Source organism: Flavobacterium sp. CFBP9031, from assembly GCF_034044945.1.
Classification (GTDB): Bacteria; Bacteroidota; Bacteroidia; order Flavobacteriales; family Flavobacteriaceae; genus Flavobacterium.
In genome coordinates, this window is record NZ_JAXCWF010000012.1 from 83,190 (window position 1) to 99,745 (window position 16,556).

General features: G+C 34.5%; 12 protein-coding genes and 1 pseudogene. 12 read left to right on the forward strand and 1 reads right to left on the reverse strand.

Going from position 1 to position 16,556, the window contains the following annotated elements; all coding sequences use genetic code 11:
* The first annotated feature begins 13 nt into the window (after positions 1–13).
* Positions 14–3,142 (forward strand): M43 family zinc metalloprotease, encoded by a 3,129-nt coding sequence (locus tag SOM12_RS18995; RefSeq protein ID WP_320494895.1) that lies wholly within the window; start codon positions 14–16, stop codon positions 3,140–3,142.
* 362 nt (positions 3,143–3,504) lie between these two features.
* On the opposite strand, the gene SOM12_RS19000 is transcribed toward SOM12_RS18995, so the two are convergent.
* The gene (locus SOM12_RS19000; protein WP_320494896.1) at positions 3,505–4,716 is read right to left on the reverse strand and encodes a M24 family metallopeptidase; all 1,212 of its coding nucleotides are present in this window, start codon (positions 4,714–4,716) and stop codon (positions 3,505–3,507) included.
* A gap of 196 nt (positions 4,717–4,912) precedes the next feature.
* On the opposite strand from SOM12_RS19000, the gene SOM12_RS19005 reads away from it, so the two are divergent.
* From SOM12_RS19005 to SOM12_RS19050, 11 genes and pseudogenes are all read left to right on the forward strand, one after another.
* On the forward strand, positions 4,913–6,202 hold the full coding sequence (locus SOM12_RS19005) for a S28 family serine protease (protein WP_320494897.1): 1,290 nt from the start codon (positions 4,913–4,915) through the stop codon (positions 6,200–6,202).
* Between the two features lie 334 nt (positions 6,203–6,536).
* A complete protein-coding gene (locus SOM12_RS19010; RefSeq protein ID WP_320494898.1) occupies positions 6,537–7,139 on the forward strand; it encodes a murein L,D-transpeptidase catalytic domain-containing protein in 603 nt (200 codons plus the stop codon).
* A 219-nt stretch (positions 7,140–7,358) separates the two neighbouring features.
* On the forward strand, positions 7,359–8,384 hold the full coding sequence (locus tag SOM12_RS19015; RefSeq protein WP_095930100.1) for an NAD(P)-dependent alcohol dehydrogenase: 1,026 nt from the start codon (positions 7,359–7,361) through the stop codon (positions 8,382–8,384).
* 412 nt (positions 8,385–8,796) lie between these two features.
* Positions 8,797–9,303: an acetolactate synthase small subunit gene (locus tag SOM12_RS19020; RefSeq protein WP_320494899.1), complete on the forward strand. Its 507-nt coding sequence runs from the start codon at positions 8,797–8,799 to the stop codon at positions 9,301–9,303.
* Positions 9,304–9,379: 76 nt separating this feature from the next.
* A complete protein-coding gene (locus SOM12_RS19025) occupies positions 9,380–11,164 on the forward strand; it encodes a mechanosensitive ion channel family protein (protein WP_320494900.1) in 1,785 nt (594 codons plus the stop codon).
* Between the two features lie 230 nt (positions 11,165–11,394).
* Positions 11,395–12,561: a hypothetical protein gene (locus SOM12_RS19030; RefSeq protein WP_320494901.1), complete on the forward strand. Its 1,167-nt coding sequence runs from the start codon at positions 11,395–11,397 to the stop codon at positions 12,559–12,561.
* A 10-nt stretch (positions 12,562–12,571) separates the two neighbouring features.
* Positions 12,572–13,069 carry a DUF4280 domain-containing protein gene (locus SOM12_RS19035; RefSeq protein ID WP_320494902.1) on the forward strand — a complete coding sequence of 166 codons (498 nt, stop codon included), beginning with the start codon at positions 12,572–12,574 and terminating at the stop codon, positions 13,067–13,069.
* 23 nt (positions 13,070–13,092) lie between these two features.
* Positions 13,093–14,145: a hypothetical protein gene (locus SOM12_RS19040; protein WP_320494903.1), complete on the forward strand. Its 1,053-nt coding sequence runs from the start codon at positions 13,093–13,095 to the stop codon at positions 14,143–14,145.
* A pseudogene (locus tag SOM12_RS24160) lies at positions 14,073–14,258 on the forward strand (OmpA family protein); the annotation flags it as partial. The gene SOM12_RS19040 and the pseudogene SOM12_RS24160, both read left to right, overlap by 73 nt.
* A 456-nt stretch (positions 14,259–14,714) precedes the next feature.
* Positions 14,715–15,719: a hypothetical protein gene (locus SOM12_RS19045; protein ID WP_320494904.1), complete on the forward strand. Its 1,005-nt coding sequence runs from the start codon at positions 14,715–14,717 to the stop codon at positions 15,717–15,719.
* 6 nt (positions 15,720–15,725) lie between these two features.
* Positions 15,726–16,547 (forward strand): hypothetical protein, encoded by an 822-nt coding sequence (locus tag SOM12_RS19050; protein WP_320494905.1) that lies wholly within the window; start codon positions 15,726–15,728, stop codon positions 16,545–16,547.
* Positions 16,548–16,556: the final 9 nt, after the last annotated feature.

Consider the following 16,556-nt stretch of genomic DNA (forward strand, 5'->3'; position numbering starts at 1 on the left):
AAAACCTAAATAGATGAAATTAAAATTACTAATCTGCTTTCTGATTTTCAGTGGATTGAAAGTTAGTGCTCAAGTTTTACCCTGTAGAACAAGCGAAGAAAATGCTAAAGTGTATCGGAATAATCCAAATGCACTAGAAGAGAAAAAGAACTTTGATGTTTTTAGTAAAAATTTTGCAGCACAACGTAAATCTAAAACTTCAAAAACGGCAGTTGTTACCTATACAATTCCAGTAGTGTTTCATATTTATGGAGATGTACAGGGAGGAAAAACGGTTACTTACGAAAAAATTGTAAACCATCTCGCGCAGCTCAATGATGATTTTAATGGACGTAATGCAGACTACCTAACGGTTGAGCCCTTTTTTCAGCCTCGACGCGGAACGATGAATATTGAATTTAAGTTAGCAAAAAAAGATCCAAATGGCGGTTGTACAACGGGAGTTATATTCCATCCAACCAAAAACGGATTTGGAAATGGTGGAGGATATGATGATCAAATTGCTGCCGACGCTTGGGATAATACCAAATATATGAATGTTTATATTCAGAATGATTTGTACAACGACGGAGCTACCAATAATTCTGGAGTTGCTTGGTATCCCAATTCAGATATGACGGCAAATAATACTGCTCGTGTTGTTTTTAATGGAGCTTATTTATATGACAACTCCTATAGTAAAGAATTCTCTGCCACCTTAACGCATGAATTTGGCCACTTCCTTAACTTGATTCATACTTTTGAAGGAGGATGCACAGGAACTGATGAAGTTGCTGATACACCAGCAGAAGACGGAAATCATACCTTAGGTTGCACCCCGGGAACAAATTGTAGTGGAGACAAGGTAAATTTTGAAAACTACATGGGCTATAATGGCGCGCAAGGCTGTTATAAAATGTACACACAGGGTCAGATTGATAGAATGTTGGCTGCCTTGGAGCATCCAGCCCGAAAATCTTTATGGCAACCGCAAAACTTAATTGATACAGGCGTTAATGCTACAGGAAGTGCTCTGGTTGCTTCAGCAGTAACTTTCAAAGAAGCGGTTATCAACGATGGTTCTTTTGATACTTCTTCCATCATAAAATTAAACGGAGGTAAAACCTTTGCTTTGTCTTCTGGAACTTTAGTAGCAGGAACCCATTTCACGCATACTTTTCCAGCTGGAATTACGCCAGTACTTACTGTAAACTCCAACAATCAAATCACGGTTACATTAACTGGAAAAGCAACGAATCATGCATTAAGTAATAATGCCTCAGGCGGAATTAATTTTTTATCCGCAGCTTTTACAGGAGGAACAGCTGACTTGTCTTGTACTTCTTTATTTTTCAATTTTAAATTTTCAGATCCATACGGAATCTTTTTTGTAGATATGCCAGATGTCACGGTTTCGTCGGCATTAACTTGGAAATATTTTGAAATTGCTAAAGGAGATGATCCAGCTTTTGGAGGTTGGCGTTATGCTGCAAATGCTTTAAAAATGGAGACTTATTCTAAAAGATTGGTTTGCGAAGCAGGCACTAGAAATATTTCGCTCTTAAATGCAAATACAGCCATTGGGCAATCTAGCAATTTGACCGCTCCAAGCGCCTATCCAAATCAGCTTGATTTGCGAACGTCCAGTTACACAGCTTGGGATGGCAAAACAGCTTATGTAGGATTTGATTATGTAATCGACGGTCTTACCTGTTATGGATGGTTTAAAGTAAAAGTGAATGCAGATGGAGATGGTTACACTATTTTGGAATATGCTTATAATACCAAACCAAACACCCCAATTTATACTGGAATGAGCGATAAAACCGCTACCGTTTTATCTGCCGATACTTTATATGAAGCTGAAGTAAATGATGGAAGTATTACAACAAATACCGTAATTTCATTATCTACCAATAATGGAACATTTACAAAAAGCAGCGGAACTTTTACAGCAGGAACGGATTATACAATTACAGGCGTTCCAACTGGTTTAACGGCGATTTTGACATTAGAAAGCAATAAAAAAACGGTCGTAACTTTTACAGGAAAAGCTACCGCACATAATGTGGCAGATGATGCTACTGTTGTAATTACTTTTAAAGATGCAGCCATCACAGGAGGTGTTGGCACATTAGATATGGCTTCGAAAACCATTAATTTGAAGTTCGACTCGCCTTATGGAATCGTTTATGTAAATAATCCAGATTATACAGCCAATGCGGCATCGACTTGGCAATATTTCAATTTAGGTATTGGAGACAATACAGAGTATGGCGCATGGCAATATGCAGCCGCAGCTTTAAAAATGGAAACGTATGGAAAAAGACTAGTGGCCCAATCTGGAACCAGAAATATATCCTTTTTATCGCAAGGCACTTCTATTGGAGCTTCAAGTAATTTTGCGACTCCAGGAAACTATCCTAATCAGCTAGATTTACGAACAGCTACGTATACAACATGGGATAATAAAACAGGATATGTTGGTTTTGAATATACTAGTAGAGGACGTACTTGTTACGGATGGATGCAGATAAAAGTAGAAGCGGGTGGAGTAGGTTATACCGTTTTGGATTTTGCTTATAATACCAAACCCAATGAGCCAATTCTAGCTGGAGCACAAACAACAAATCCAACAACTTTGCCAGCACCAACAAATATTTCAAATGCAGGAGTTTATGCATCTGGATTTTATGCTTCGTGGGCAACATTTCCTGAGGCAACATCTTATGAAGTGCAATTAAATTCTTCATCTGGATGGGTAACTGCTGGAACTTCTACCACTTATTATTTATGGATTCCGAAACAAGGAACTCAAACCATATATGAATTTAGAGTCAGAGCAAAAAACGGAACTGCTTCTAGCGAATGGAGCGTTTCTCATACAATAAACCTACAATCTGGAAATTTAGGTTTGTCAGGATCTGATAACGCGAAATCTTTTACCATGTATCCAAATCCCGCTACAGATGTCGTGAATTTTAATTTTGAAAATTTAGATGCAAGCAAAGTCAAAATATCGATTTACAACAGCGTGGGTATGCTAGTAGATACGTTACAGGGTACCACTGTGTATGCTCTTACATATTTAAATAAAGGAATTTACATCGTGGTGGCAACAGATGGAAATTTTACAGAGAAGAAAAAATTATTGGTTGAATAATAAGTTGATTTAGTTAAATGAATAGGGCTGTCTACAAAGAGACAGCCCTATTTTTTTACTGTTTATTACTTGATGTACTATTTGGCTCCTGCGGAGCTTTTTCTTTTGGGGACATACTATATTGCTATAAATATTTCATCCCTCCGGGATTTTTCAAAATGGTATTAAAGCTTTGGAAGAGCTTTGTATGTATAGGAAATCCAGTTTACCAAAGATCAAAAAGCTCCGGAGAGCTGAATATTTATAGAAAATTCAATTCTCAAAGATTAAAAAAGCTCAAGCGGAGCAACATATCTATAAAAAAAGAGCCATCTTCAAATAGACAGCTCTTTTCTAAATTTAAATTCCATAGTATTTTAAACCTATAACCCAAAAGGATTATCAATACTCTGCATTGGTTCAGTAAACCATTTAGGCCCATCTGCAGTCATATAAAAATGATCTTCATGACGAATACCAAATTGTCCAGGCATACAAATCATAGGTTCGTTACTCACTACCATTCCTTCTTTTAAAACGGTTTGATTGCCTCTAACCAAATAAGGATATTCATGAATGTCTAATCCTGTGCCGTGTCCAACGCGATGTGGCAAGCCTGGAATTTCATAATCACCGCTTAATCCCGCTTGCGCTAAGACTTTTCGCGCGGCATCATCAACAGAACCACATGTAGCTCCAATTTGTGCCGCATCAAAGGCTGCTTTTTGAGTTGCTTTTTCAAGGTTCCAGATTTTTATGTGTTCCTCATTTGGAGTTCCGTAAACATAGGTTCTAGTAATGTCAGACAAATAACCTTCCAATCGGCATCCAGTATCAATCAACACAACATCATTGTCCACTAAATTTTGAGGGGCAGTAACACCATGCGGATATTGCGAATCTTCTCCAAATAGAACAATACAGAAATAAGAGCCAGATGCAATACCTGCCTTAATGTGCGCTTTGTGTATAAAATCAACAACAGTGCTTACTTCAATTCCGGGATATAAAATACTCGCTGCTGCTTTTTGAACAGTCATTGTAATATTTTTTGCTTTTTGAATAATAGCAATTTCATTAGCCGATTTATGCATTCTGCAACCTGCCGTTATAGGCTGTGCATTTACAAAACTAAAGTTTGAATTTGCTTTTGAAACGCCATCAATAAGAAAAAAAGAAGCCGATTCGTCTAGCGCAATAGTGCCGTCAGAGATGTTTTTACTTTTTAGGATATTTCCAAACAACTCATACGGACTTTCATGTTCTTCCCAGAATTTTAGATTTCCTTCAACTTTCATAAAAGTCTTGAAAGTGCCTTCTTCAAATTTCGGAACAATATATTCAATAGTTTCGTCTTCAAAAATGATTGCGCCAACCATACGTTCAGAAGCATTCCATTTTGTTCCTGTAAAATAATACAGATTAGTTCCAGCATTCACATATAATGCTTTACAATTATGCTCTTTCATTAAAACAGCTGCTTTTTTTACACGCTGTTGGTACTCCGATAAAGCGATTGGTACGACATCTAGTGTCATGTTTTGTATTTTCCCTAATTCGATATCTATAGTTGATCCGCCAACTCCAATTGTCATTTTTTTATTTTTTAGTTATTATTTAAATGTGTGAACTCTAGCAAAGTTCAATTTTTCAATAAAATTAAAAGTATTATTTCGATTTTATCCTATGTTGATACAAACTAGATAAAATATTATATTTTCGAGGTAATATAGTATCAGTTTATGCTTCGTATGGCTCTTACTTTTAAAAACTCAAAATAACAAGATTAAAATGAATCGAAAAACTTTTATCACAACGTTGCTCTTTTTTTGTTTGAATTATTTTGCAGCAGCTGCACAAGAACTTCAAGAAACATCAACAAATCTGCAACAAAGGTTGAATGAATTGTTTCCTAAAGCTAGTATAACTCGAATTGAAAATTTAGAGCACTATACCGAAACCTATCAGCTTATTTTAGATGAGCCTTTAGATCACAAACACCCAGAAAAAGGCACATTTCAGCATTATATTTATCTTTCTCATCTCGGTTTTGACAGGCCAACTGTAATAGAAACGCATGGTTATAATACTGAAAACGTAAAAAGCGAAGTAAGTAGTTTGTTGCAAGCAAATCAAGTTGCAGTTGAGTATCGTTTTTACGGAAAATCAAGACCAAATCCGATTCAATGGAAATATTTAACTAACGATCAAGCGATTGAAGATTATCATGATATTGTAGCGAAATTAAAAAAGATATATTCGGGAAAATGGATTTCAACTGGAATAAGTAAAGGAGGGGAAACAGCTCTGATTTATAAATCTAAATATCCAAATGATGTGGATGTTGCCATGCCTTATGTCGCTCCTTTAATTAATACTTGCGAAGATCCAAGAACAATACAGCATACTAGAACAGTTGGAACATTAGAATGCAGAGAAAAGATAACGGCATTTCAGAGAGCTGTTTTAAAAAATAGAGAAGCAGTTTTAGCCGTTTTTCAAGAATATGCTACAGAGAAAAAAATGCAATTTACAGAAGTTCCTTTGAACGAAGCCTTAGAATATGCCGTTTTGGAATTTCCTTTTTCATTTTGGCAGTGGGGAGGAAAATGCGAAGAAATTCCATCAGTAAATGCCTCTGCAAAAGATCTATTCGATTATTTGAATAAGATTGTTGGAGTGAGAACTTATAATGATAAAATGTTTTTTGTCTATTTGCCTTCTTACTATCAGCATTTAAGCGAGTTAGGTTATTATGGATTTGATCTTGAGCCTGTTGCTGATTTGCTAACAAAAGTAAAAAGTAGTTCTAATGCACGATTTGCACCAAAAGATGTGGTCATTAAATACAATCCAAAATACATAAAAAAAGTACGCAAATATGTGGAAAATAGGGGAGATCGTATTTTATATATCTACGGAGGTTATGATACTTGGTTCTCTTGTTCACCAACTCCTAATCCTGGTGTTAATGCTCTTAAAATGGTACTTCCACAAGGAAGCCACTCCACGAGAGTTAAGGATTTTGCCGAAAATGACCAGAAATTGATTATGGATACTTTAGGAAAATGGCTTAATTAAAAGCAGGTAAATAAGTTTAATTTATTATTGCTTTTAGGTTTCCTATAATTTTTGTCAAGTGAGTTTTTCACTTGGCAGCAATTATTTTATTGGACTATTATTAATAAAGAAAAAAATAAAAGTCAGAAAAGAAATAATATTAACACTAGATGTAGCGTTTCAACATTAAATCAGGTATTTTAATCGAAAATTAACATATAATGTTGTTGTTTTCAGATATTTATAATATCTTTAACTTATGATATGGGAATTGTATAAGATTTGTGTATAATTTTGCAACTGAAAATTAACAATTGACCCCAAGTCATAACTATTAACTTAACATTTGCCGGATATGAGAGTATTTTTATTGGCACTGCTATTTTCCTTAAGCTCGTTTACCTCATTAAGTATGTGGGACGAAGATGAAATTTTAAACGAAGTCGAATTTGCAAGGCTCAATGAGCATGTAAATGAGATTAAGTCTTTTACAGCGTCAAATCGCAAGTATAGCAATAAAATCGCTTTCCTTGTTGATATGAAAATCAAATCAGGAAGAAATCGTTTCTTTGTTTACGATCTAGAAAACAATCAAATTTTGGATCAAGGCTTAGTAGCCCATGGAAAAGGTTCTGAAACTGGAATAAAAGGAGATATTTTACAATTTAGTAATTCTCCAGAATCTAACTGCACTTCATTAGGAAGATATTCAGTAGAAAAACCATATAAAGGTATATTTGGTAAAGCTTTCAGACTTGCTGGATTAGATGAAACCAATAATAATGCAATGAAACGTGCTATTGTATTGCATTCTTACAAAGAAGTTCCATCTGATGAAAAAGAATACTATATCATCAATAGCCACGGCTGCCCAATGGTTAGTCAAGAATTCTTAACTAGACTTTCAAAATATATAGAAAGTACAAATTCTAAAATCTTATTGTCTGTTTATTACTAAATAAAAGACATTAAAATATAAATGAAAAAGAGAGCGTTGGCTCTCTTTTTTTATGCCATTAATCTAAAATTTAATCATTCTTCCCTTGTTCCGAAACAGGGACACTTTCTCTTAAAACCTCATTATTAGTAATAAATTAGGATAAACTTAACTCGTTTAATAAAGTAGATAGCAAATACAAGTCGTAAATTAGTAAAATAGTAATCAAAAGTTTATTTTATGAAAGCAGTACGTTTTTTTGGACACAAAGATGTCCGTGTTGTTAATGATCTTGAAAAACCGGTTCCTAAAGGTGATGAAGTTTTATTAAAAATTGGCGGTGCTGGTGTTTGTCACTCAGACCTGCATATTATAGACGAGGGAACTGTTGTGGGAACAGTTTTTACTCTAGGACACGAAAATGCTGGATGGATCGAAGAAATTGGCGAAAATGTTGAAGGCTATAAAAAAGGCGATGCCGTTTTAGTTTATGGTCCGTGGGGTTGCGGTCATTGCAAACCTTGTCAGCAGTCGAAAGAAAATTATTGTGATCATCAATCTGAGCAAGCGTATGGCGGCGGATTAGGATTAGACGGCGGAATGTCCGAATATATGCTAGTGCCATCTTCTAGACTTTTGGTGCCTATATTTGACTTAGATCCTGTTATTGCTGCTCCACTGACAGATGCGGCACTTACGCCTTATTCTGCTATAAAACGTTCACTTCCTAAATTAATGGCCGATGAATATGTTGTAGTAATTGGAGTTGGAGGATTAGGCCACGTTGCGTTACAGATATTAAGAGAAATAAGCGGAGCCGAAATTATTGCTTGCGATGTTACCGAAGATAAATTGGCTTTCGCAAAAGAATTGGGTGCAGCTTTTACAATTAATTCTAAAGATGCTGATGCCGCAGAACAGATTCAGAAAATTACAGGAATCAAGAAAGCAAAAGTAGTACTTGATTTTGTTGGAGCAACTTCTACAATAGATCTAGGAACAAAAATAGTGAGCCTTGATGGAGATCTTACCATTGTCGGACTTGGAGGCGGACATTATCAGTACAGCATGAACGGATTGCCTTTTGGGGTGAGTATGACCAATCCGTATTGGGGATCAAGAACAGAACTGATGGAAGTTGTAGGTTTGGCAAGGCAAAAGAAAATTCATATAGAAATTGAAAAGCATAAACTAGACGATGCCAACGAGGTATACGAAAGAATGCGACAAGGGAAAATAAAAGGTAGAGCCGTTTTAATACCTTAAAATTCAAAACAAAAAATCCGTCACAATAGAGACGGATTTTTTGTTTGTGGTAATAATGTTTGCAGATTAAAAAATATCGATATATTTGCTCATCAAATCAAACAAATGAAAAACACAATTAACATTACTGCAATTATCGCGATTATCATTAGATAGTGGTGCAGGGATGTTATATAAATAAGTAAAAGATACAATTTAGAAAACCTCCCCGCAACGGGAGGTTTTTTTGTTTACAGCAATTATGAAAAATTCAATTCAGAATAGCATTATTATTTCAATTATCATTATTCGTATTCCATGACGAGTTAGGATTCTATTGTCTATTCATAAAAGCCTTTCTCAGTCAAATGAGAAAGGCTTTTTTATTTCTCAGTAACCCATTCAAAAAAGAAGTACAAATAAAAATTTAAAAATGAAAAATGAATTTACTCTAACCATCTACTCCGAAGATCAGATACGATTAATCCCTAAATTATCTAGCATGTTTTTAAGGAAACAAATACAGATTTTGAGTCTTAATATATCTATTTGCGAAATAGAGAATATGTACAGACACACCATTGTAGTAAATGAAAGTTTAGATACAGTAATAAATTTAGCAGCACAGATAGAGAAGATTATAGAAGTTTTTAAATGTTATTATTCTTCAAATGATGAAATTGTTTCTAAACAGATGGTATTGTTTAAAATGGCAACAGAAGTATTTCTTACTAACGCGAATATGGAAAGTTTGCTTCGTGAAAACGATCTCAAAGTTTCTGAGATTGAAAGAGAGTATGTTATACTTCAAACTGTGGGAACAGATAAAGAAATGGAGCAATTGACTGAAAAATTAAAAAGATTTGGATTAATTGAATTTATAAAGAGTTCTAGAATAGCCCTTATGAAATCTAGTGAAGGTTTTTGTGTGGAAATTTAAAAAAAGCAACATAAACAAGTTATTTTTCTGCTATATTTCTTATTTTTAATAGTCTAAGTTACTAAAGCACAAAAATATGATTTTAGGTACTAAACGTTTATTTCATTTTTTACTGTTGATTTCAGTCTTAACAATAACTCCTTGTAAACTAGAAGCACAGCTTTTAGGCGGAGCAAAAACTACGACTGAAGAACCTGCAAAAACTCCTGACGATTCTTTAGGAAGAAGAACCCCTCAAGGAACTGTCAACGGATTCATAAAAGCAATCGGCGATCAGAATTATCTGCGTGCGAGCCAGTATCTTGTGTTAAGTAAACGTTCTTATCGTAAAACAGCCGAAAGAATACGAATAGCAAAAACTTTTCAGCAGCTGCTGGATCAGGGAGGTAATTTCTCGCCATCATCAATTCTAAGCAATAAAGAATTAGGACGTCTAGACGATAATTTGACAACGGGCATAGATTTGGTTGGAAACATATCTACAGATAAAATAAATATACCGCTTTACTTAGAAAATCAGGCAGATGATAGCCAGCCTGCCTTATGGCTTTTTTCTGCTGAGACCATAGAAGCAATTCTTGCTGCAGATGTTAGTGGCGAAAAAACTTTTTTAGATAGGGTTTTACCCAAATTTTTGAAAGATAGAAAATTAGGAAATGTTCCAATTGGTCACTGGGCAGTAGTGGTGGTGATGGCAGTGGTTACTTATTTATTGTCGAGACTTCTTATTTTCGTACTCATTTTTCTGATTCAAAAGATATGGAAAAAAGCAGATAGTGAAAAAGGAACTGCGATTATAGATGCCTTTACGCTTCCAGTTCAAATGTATCTTACGGTGATTTTATTCATCGCGTCAACACAACGAATGGGAATTTCGATAATAGTTCGCCAGCGGTTTAGCATTATCATAATCACAATCGGGATTTTAGCTTTTCTAATTCTGCTTTGGAGAATGACCGACTTCGTGAGTATGTATACCAGAAGCAGAATGAACAGTAGTGGTAGAGCTTCTGCGGTATCTGCGGTATTGTTTTTAAGCCGTACCATGAAAGCTGCAATTGTGGTCATTGGAATTATTGCAATCTTAGGAATTATTGGAGTTGATGTTACAGCTGGACTTGCGGCACTGGGTATTGGGGGGATTGCATTGGCCCTAGGAGCACAAAAAACAATAGAGAATTTTGTAGGTAGTGTTAGCCTTATTGCAGATCAGCCATTGCGAGTTGGTGATTATTGCCGAGTTGACGATATAAAAGGAACTGTAGAAGCAATCGGAATGCGTTCTACTACACTTCGTACTGCAGCTCGTACTATTGTAACAATCCCAAATGGGCAGCTATCGGCTAGTAAAATAGAAAATTATGCACATCGCGATCGTTTTATATTTAATCCGATTTTTGGCTTTAGGATGGAAACTACTCCAGACCAGATGCGCTATCTGCTGGTTGAATTAAGATCTTTGCTTTACGCACATCCAGCGGTTTTAAATACGCCGCCAATAGTTCGTTTTACTGGAATTACAGCCGATGCTTTAAAAGTTGAAATTACGGCTTATATTGAAGCTATAAATGTAGAGACATCTCAAGAAGTTCAAGAAGATCTTTTATTGCGAATGATGGATATTATAGAAAAAAGCGGTACTTCTCTAGCTTATCCGTCACAAACATTATACATGGCGCGTGATACTCCTTTTTCTAAAGAAAAGGCAGATGAAATTTCCGAAACCGTTAAAAAGTGGAAAGAAAATAACGAACTGCAATTGCCTAAGTTTGATCCAAAACGAGTAGAAGAATTAAAGGATAGCATTAAATATCCAGATAAAGGAAGTTTTGATCCTAATCGGGATAATACTATGTTTTAAACTGAAAGAGCTGTCAATTTTGATAGCTTTTTTTGTCTAAAATTGATATTGAAAAGACTATTCTTTGCCTTTTTTCTGTCTTCAAAATATATTAAAATTAAAAAATAAATCGGTTTTTTCCTATAATGGATTCTATGCCAAGGAATTAAGAATTTTCATACTTTTTCTTGTTAGTATATTTATTTTGCAGGAAAAAACATATATTTGAATCCAACTATTTTACCTGCCTAATGCTTTATATTCCAGAATCTTCATATGAAGATTATTTAACCTACAAGATTAAAAAAGGAGATACTCTACTTAGTGTCGCTCAAGATTTGGGCGTTGAACCTTATCTTCTCAGAAGTTATCATAACCGATATGTTCCATCTACAAAAGACTTAATCGAAGCAGATTTTCCTCATCATCTAGAATATCTTATTCTGGAACCTCAAAAGGTTGCATTTAGTGATGAAGAAAAAGAACAAAACCGAACAAAAATCAATACTTCAGGTTCCTTTAAACTTTCTCTTGACAATTCGCACATCAACAATTCATACTCCGTTCTTTACTCTATTGAAAAGGGACCAAATGTATATCATATAAAACAAGAATTCAATGTAAGATGGAGAGCTAGAAATGAAGATGGCTATTCTTTTTTTGAAGTAGACCGAATTGGACATCTTTATATAAATGACACACAAACTTCAACAATGGCCGATGAAATTGCAGAAAAAGCTTCTGCGGCTTTATATCCACTATTAGTGGTCGTTGATCAATATGGAAAATGGGTTTACATTAATAACTTTAATCAAATTGAAGAACGTTGGATTGAAGCCAAAAAACAGATCAAAAAATATTACAAAGGCGAGCTGGTCGAAAAATATATCTCTATTTATGACCGAAATTTAGAAGACAGCGATTCCTTGTATATTTCACTTTCAAAAGACTGGTTTCTTAATGCCTTTTTCAACGAAGTTCATATTGAATATCCTGCCTCTTTGAGCATTCAAAAAGAGCAAGAATTTCCATTCATGGCTAAAAGTGACAATCTTAATTTTAAGGTTGAGCAAAAAGTAGATGAATACTTAGACATAGATAATTTTTTAGTGATTGACATTAACGGACAATTAAATGATCAGCGTACTAAGACTGATCTTGAAAAAGAATTAGGTCTGCCCGTAAAAGAATATTCCGAAGAAAAAGCTACAGGAAATTACAGAGCAAAATATTTTCTAAATCCACAAAAGCATATGCCTGAAGTCGTTTTTATAAGCTGTGATCTAGCATTAGAAATACCTCAAAAGTTTTCGGTCACCATATCCAACAAAGACGATCAAAAAGAAATGAGCGCAGAACCCGAACCACAATTATTTGTTGAAGAAGTCGAACCTAAAAAGAAGTGGTGGCAATTTTAAAAATAAAATTATGAGCGAAAAACATTTTGTAGTACAAGGCGCCACTTGCAAATGCAAGTTTAGCGAAGATCCTTCTAAAACAGATAAAATTAAAGTCAAATCGCAAAATAAACATTTTGGAAATGATAAAGAAGGTTCAGAAAAGCTTTTGGCTACCTCGAAAGAAATTGGTCAGACTTTAGAAAAAAATACCTTTGGCAAATGCAAAAAACAACCTGTAGGAAACAGTTTTATGGTCTGCCAAGCCACAATCACCAAATGGAGTGGTTTTTATGAAAAAGTGACCCTTAGCAATGAAGGCAAAATATTATTGGAAGACAGCAAAGCAACATGCCCGATGGGAGCGCCCGATTGTATCGAAATTACAGATCACGGACAAACCGCAGAACCTGGCGAACAGAATTTTAAAAATACCGAACCGATGGTGCACAATCTGATAAACCCAATGGTGGATGTGAGAGATATGTACACAAAGGAAGCGAAGCATGAGGGAATAAGCGATGCATAATTGATTAAAAAATATTTTTTATAATGGCAAAAGGTGTTAAAAAAATAAAATGGACAGGGCAGGGAATTGTAAAAAAAGATTTATCAATTCCGAATAAAAAAGTAGTTATTGCGCCAGATCAGCATGTGTTTTTTGAAGTTGATCAATGGTACGATGGAACTCCTGAAACAGATAAAAAAAAGAGTATAACTTGGATTTTTCAGGATCGTAAAGTAAAAACTATTGTTTTGCAAAAAACTTTACCTTCCAATAATCGATATGGCATAAAGCTTCCAAAAGCTTTATGCGGTCCGTTTGAATATTATCTTGAAGCTAGTCTTTCTGGTAAAAGAGATGTGATTAACCAAACTGGTTTATTGATTAGCGGCTCTTGCCCAGCAAAAATAGTAAGCAGCAAATGGTGCACTACAAACGATGGAAAAGATGTTCGAAAAGAACACGTATTTAGCTATGGCGAAACGGTTTATTTAAATCTAAAAACTGAAGGGCTCAATGGTAATTTAAATTTAAGTGTTGACGTTTTTAGAAATTCTGGCGATGGCAAAACAGCTTTATTCAGATATACAAGTGTCGATGTAATTGATGGCGAAATAAATCTCGAAATTAAAAATACTTTTTCTTGGTTTCCGCTTATAAAAGGTATAAAAGAAACAGAGGAATTTTATGTAAAAATATTTGATCCAGCTATCAAGCATTATATTCCAAATGGTCAAAACGAGACCAAACATGCCAGTTTTTTAAAAATCAATAAAAAAATTGTTTCGCAAACTGCAAAACCACCAACAAACTTATCTCCTTTAAAAACTGGAGAACCAGATAAAAATGCCACACGATTTGAACCTTGCAAGTTTGAAACCATTACTATTATTGAAGACAAAAAAGAAGATGGAAAAACGACAAAAGTCAAAGCCTTAGTCTTCGACAATGGTAAAAACCTAATAAATAAAGTTCCTAAAAAGAACCCATCAAAAAGTCAATTCTCTTTGAATTCGATAAATATGACATTACAGCAGAAGCAAAAACAGTACTTAACAACACACTACAATTTTTACTGGAACACCAATTTTCAAGCATAAAAATCGATGGGCACGCCTGTGTAATAGGAAAAGAAAATTATAACCAAAAATTATCACAGCAACGAAGCGATGCTGTTAAAAAATTATTTGTCGATGGCGGTTTAGATGCTAAACGCATCACCTCTATTGGTCACGGCGAAGTAAACCCAACAGACGATAAACAAGGCCGTGACAATTTAAAATATAGAGACGAAAAAGAATACAAAGAAAACCGACGTGTAGATATTTCGTTTGATTATTATGGACATGATGCCCAAACGATAGTTTATGAAACTATTGCGCCAAGCCAAGACAAAAACATTACCATTGATATTACCGAATATCAAAACAAAGCCTGTTTTAGAGAAAAAGGAAAACACACAAAGAACATTAAAGTTAGCTCTCCTGAATACAACAAAGCAATCGATCAGGTTACCAATAAATTAGACTTTCCTATAAAGTCCAATTTAAGCCAATTCAATCTTTTTCCTTTAAAATATATTTGGCCGAAAGTTTTTGCCAATGAATATAATATTGATGTACACTCTTGCCGTTATTTTTCTAATGATACAAATTCTACGGTTAAGATTATGGCCTATCCTGATATTAAATGGGAATTAGCTTTAGAGTTTTTAGTAAATGTTTCAAATTATAAAGCCGCAAATATGCCCGCTGGTAATATTTTTGCAAAACATCAAGAAAAAGCAAGAGAGGCAGGCTATAAAAGATGGCTAATGAATAAGCAGGGCGAGATTCCAATTGAAATTGGAGTTGGCTTATCTGCCGAATGGGATGATAGTCGTCATAAAAGAAGCTACACTCAATTATTTGAAAAAAAAGTAGAAGATATTGCAAAAGTTATTGCGAAATCAACAGATCTGTTGCAAAACGCCGTCAATTTTGCACAAAGCGCAGCTAAAGGAACTGGAATACCCGTAGCCTTCGATGTAAGATACCCAAAATTTGCTATCGTAGCCAAATGGTATCTCGAAAGACCTGAAAACTCAACAATTGTTGATGTAAAAGGGGAAGTTGGTTTTGGTTTCAGTCCTTTAATCGGTGCAGAAGTTATCATTGATATTATAGGTTCGGCAATTGCACTTGCGTCAAATGTTGGAACAGGAAATCCTGCAGCCGCAAAAATAATAGAACGTTTTAGAGATCGAATAGAAGAACTTGGAGGCAAAGTCACTCTTACAGCAACTTTTTATGGAGAATTATCTGTAATGGTTGAAGATTTAAAAATTAGTGCCCTTTATGGAATTGGAAGTCCTGGAAAGTTAGTTATTGGAGGCAAATTTGGTGTAACAATTAAATTTGAAATGAAACTTGAAATTGGAAAAATAAAAGGGAAAAAATCAAAACCAATTGCCAAATTCAAAGCAGAAGCTAAATTAGATGGATACTTTGGAGGAGACGTTGTTATAGATAGTGATGAAAAGGGAGTTTTCATAGAACCGGTAGTAAAATTTTCAGGTATCATGTTCATTGCTGAAATTGAAGGAGAAGTAGCATGGTGGAAAAGTAGTTTCAAAGTTGAAGAAAAAATAATTTCTGACGAAACCAAAAAATTAGATAAAAAATATATAAACTAAGAGATAATGAATAAATTAGAAAGACCCTTATATACCATTGCCCCTCATATATATTGTTCAGGTACAATTTTGGTAAACGACATTCCAGTTATAGACTGGTATGGAAATCAAACAGAAGATGGAGGTTATCTTGGTGCATTAGATATAAATCATGTTCTATTACAAAGTGGCCAATGCAGAGTCGTTGGCAAAATGTTTCCAAGAAAAGGGCAAAAAACATTGACAGAAGAAGAGGCAATGCTTATAGATTTTTATTGCGCTGATGCAGATCCAAAAATATGGAAATCCTCTATATACAAATTCCATCCTAAAATAGAATCTCCATGGAGTGGCTTAAGTGAAAACATTAATTATCCTTACTTTGAAATAGCTACAGAAATAGAAGTTGAATTACCTTTTGTTTTAGATGGATGGCAAAATTCTGTCGATTTATCTAAATTGGACAAAAATGTTTTAAAAGAAAAAGTTCTGGAATACTACAGACAAATTCATGCTGTGCTTAAAGAGCATAATGCTGGTAAGTTTTTAGAATTATCAAGAGAAAAACAGAAATTACAGGAACAAGCTTTTTACTTTAATGAAGAAAGAAGACAAAGTTTTAAAGAAGGGCTTACAGCATTATTTAATCAAAACCTTGAATTGGAGCCTTTGAATGAAAACGAACTAAAATTAGAGTTTTTAGGATATGGAAAACTAGTGAGATTAATGAAACTAGACGGCTCTCAACCTCTTCAATTTAAAAGTCCAAATCCTAAAGAACAGAGCAACATAGAATTAGAAATTAAATTACACGTCCGAAATGCTGAAAAAGGATTAAGCATTATTTAAAATCACATT

What these genes read in the sequence shown, in the direction of transcription:
- SOM12_RS19025 (WP_320494900.1), top strand. Translation starts at nt 9,380, where the DNA reads ATGATTTTAGGTACTAAACGTTTATTTCATTTTTTACTGTTGATTTCA.
- SOM12_RS19040 (WP_320494903.1), top strand. Translation starts at nt 13,093, where the DNA reads ATGGCAAAAGGTGTTAAAAAAATAAAATGGACAGGGCAGGGAATTGTA.
- SOM12_RS19050 (WP_320494905.1), top strand. Translation starts at nt 15,726, where the DNA reads ATGAATAAATTAGAAAGACCCTTATATACCATTGCCCCTCATATATAT.
- SOM12_RS19015 (WP_095930100.1), top strand. Translation starts at nt 7,359, where the DNA reads ATGAAAGCAGTACGTTTTTTTGGACACAAAGATGTCCGTGTTGTTAAT.
- SOM12_RS19005 (WP_320494897.1), top strand. Translation starts at nt 4,913, where the DNA reads ATGAATCGAAAAACTTTTATCACAACGTTGCTCTTTTTTTGTTTGAAT.
- SOM12_RS19010 (WP_320494898.1), top strand. Translation starts at nt 6,537, where the DNA reads ATGAGAGTATTTTTATTGGCACTGCTATTTTCCTTAAGCTCGTTTACC.
- SOM12_RS19035 (WP_320494902.1), top strand. Translation starts at nt 12,572, where the DNA reads ATGAGCGAAAAACATTTTGTAGTACAAGGCGCCACTTGCAAATGCAAG.
- SOM12_RS19000 (WP_320494896.1), bottom strand. Translation starts at nt 4,716, where the DNA reads ATGACAATTGGAGTTGGCGGATCAACTATAGATATCGAATTAGGGAAA.
- SOM12_RS19045 (WP_320494904.1), top strand. Translation starts at nt 14,715, where the DNA reads ATGGCCTATCCTGATATTAAATGGGAATTAGCTTTAGAGTTTTTAGTA.
- SOM12_RS19030 (WP_320494901.1), top strand. Translation starts at nt 11,395, where the DNA reads ATGCTTTATATTCCAGAATCTTCATATGAAGATTATTTAACCTACAAG.
- SOM12_RS18995 (WP_320494895.1), top strand. Translation starts at nt 14, where the DNA reads ATGAAATTAAAATTACTAATCTGCTTTCTGATTTTCAGTGGATTGAAA.
- SOM12_RS19020 (WP_320494899.1), top strand. Translation starts at nt 8,797, where the DNA reads ATGAAAAATGAATTTACTCTAACCATCTACTCCGAAGATCAGATACGA.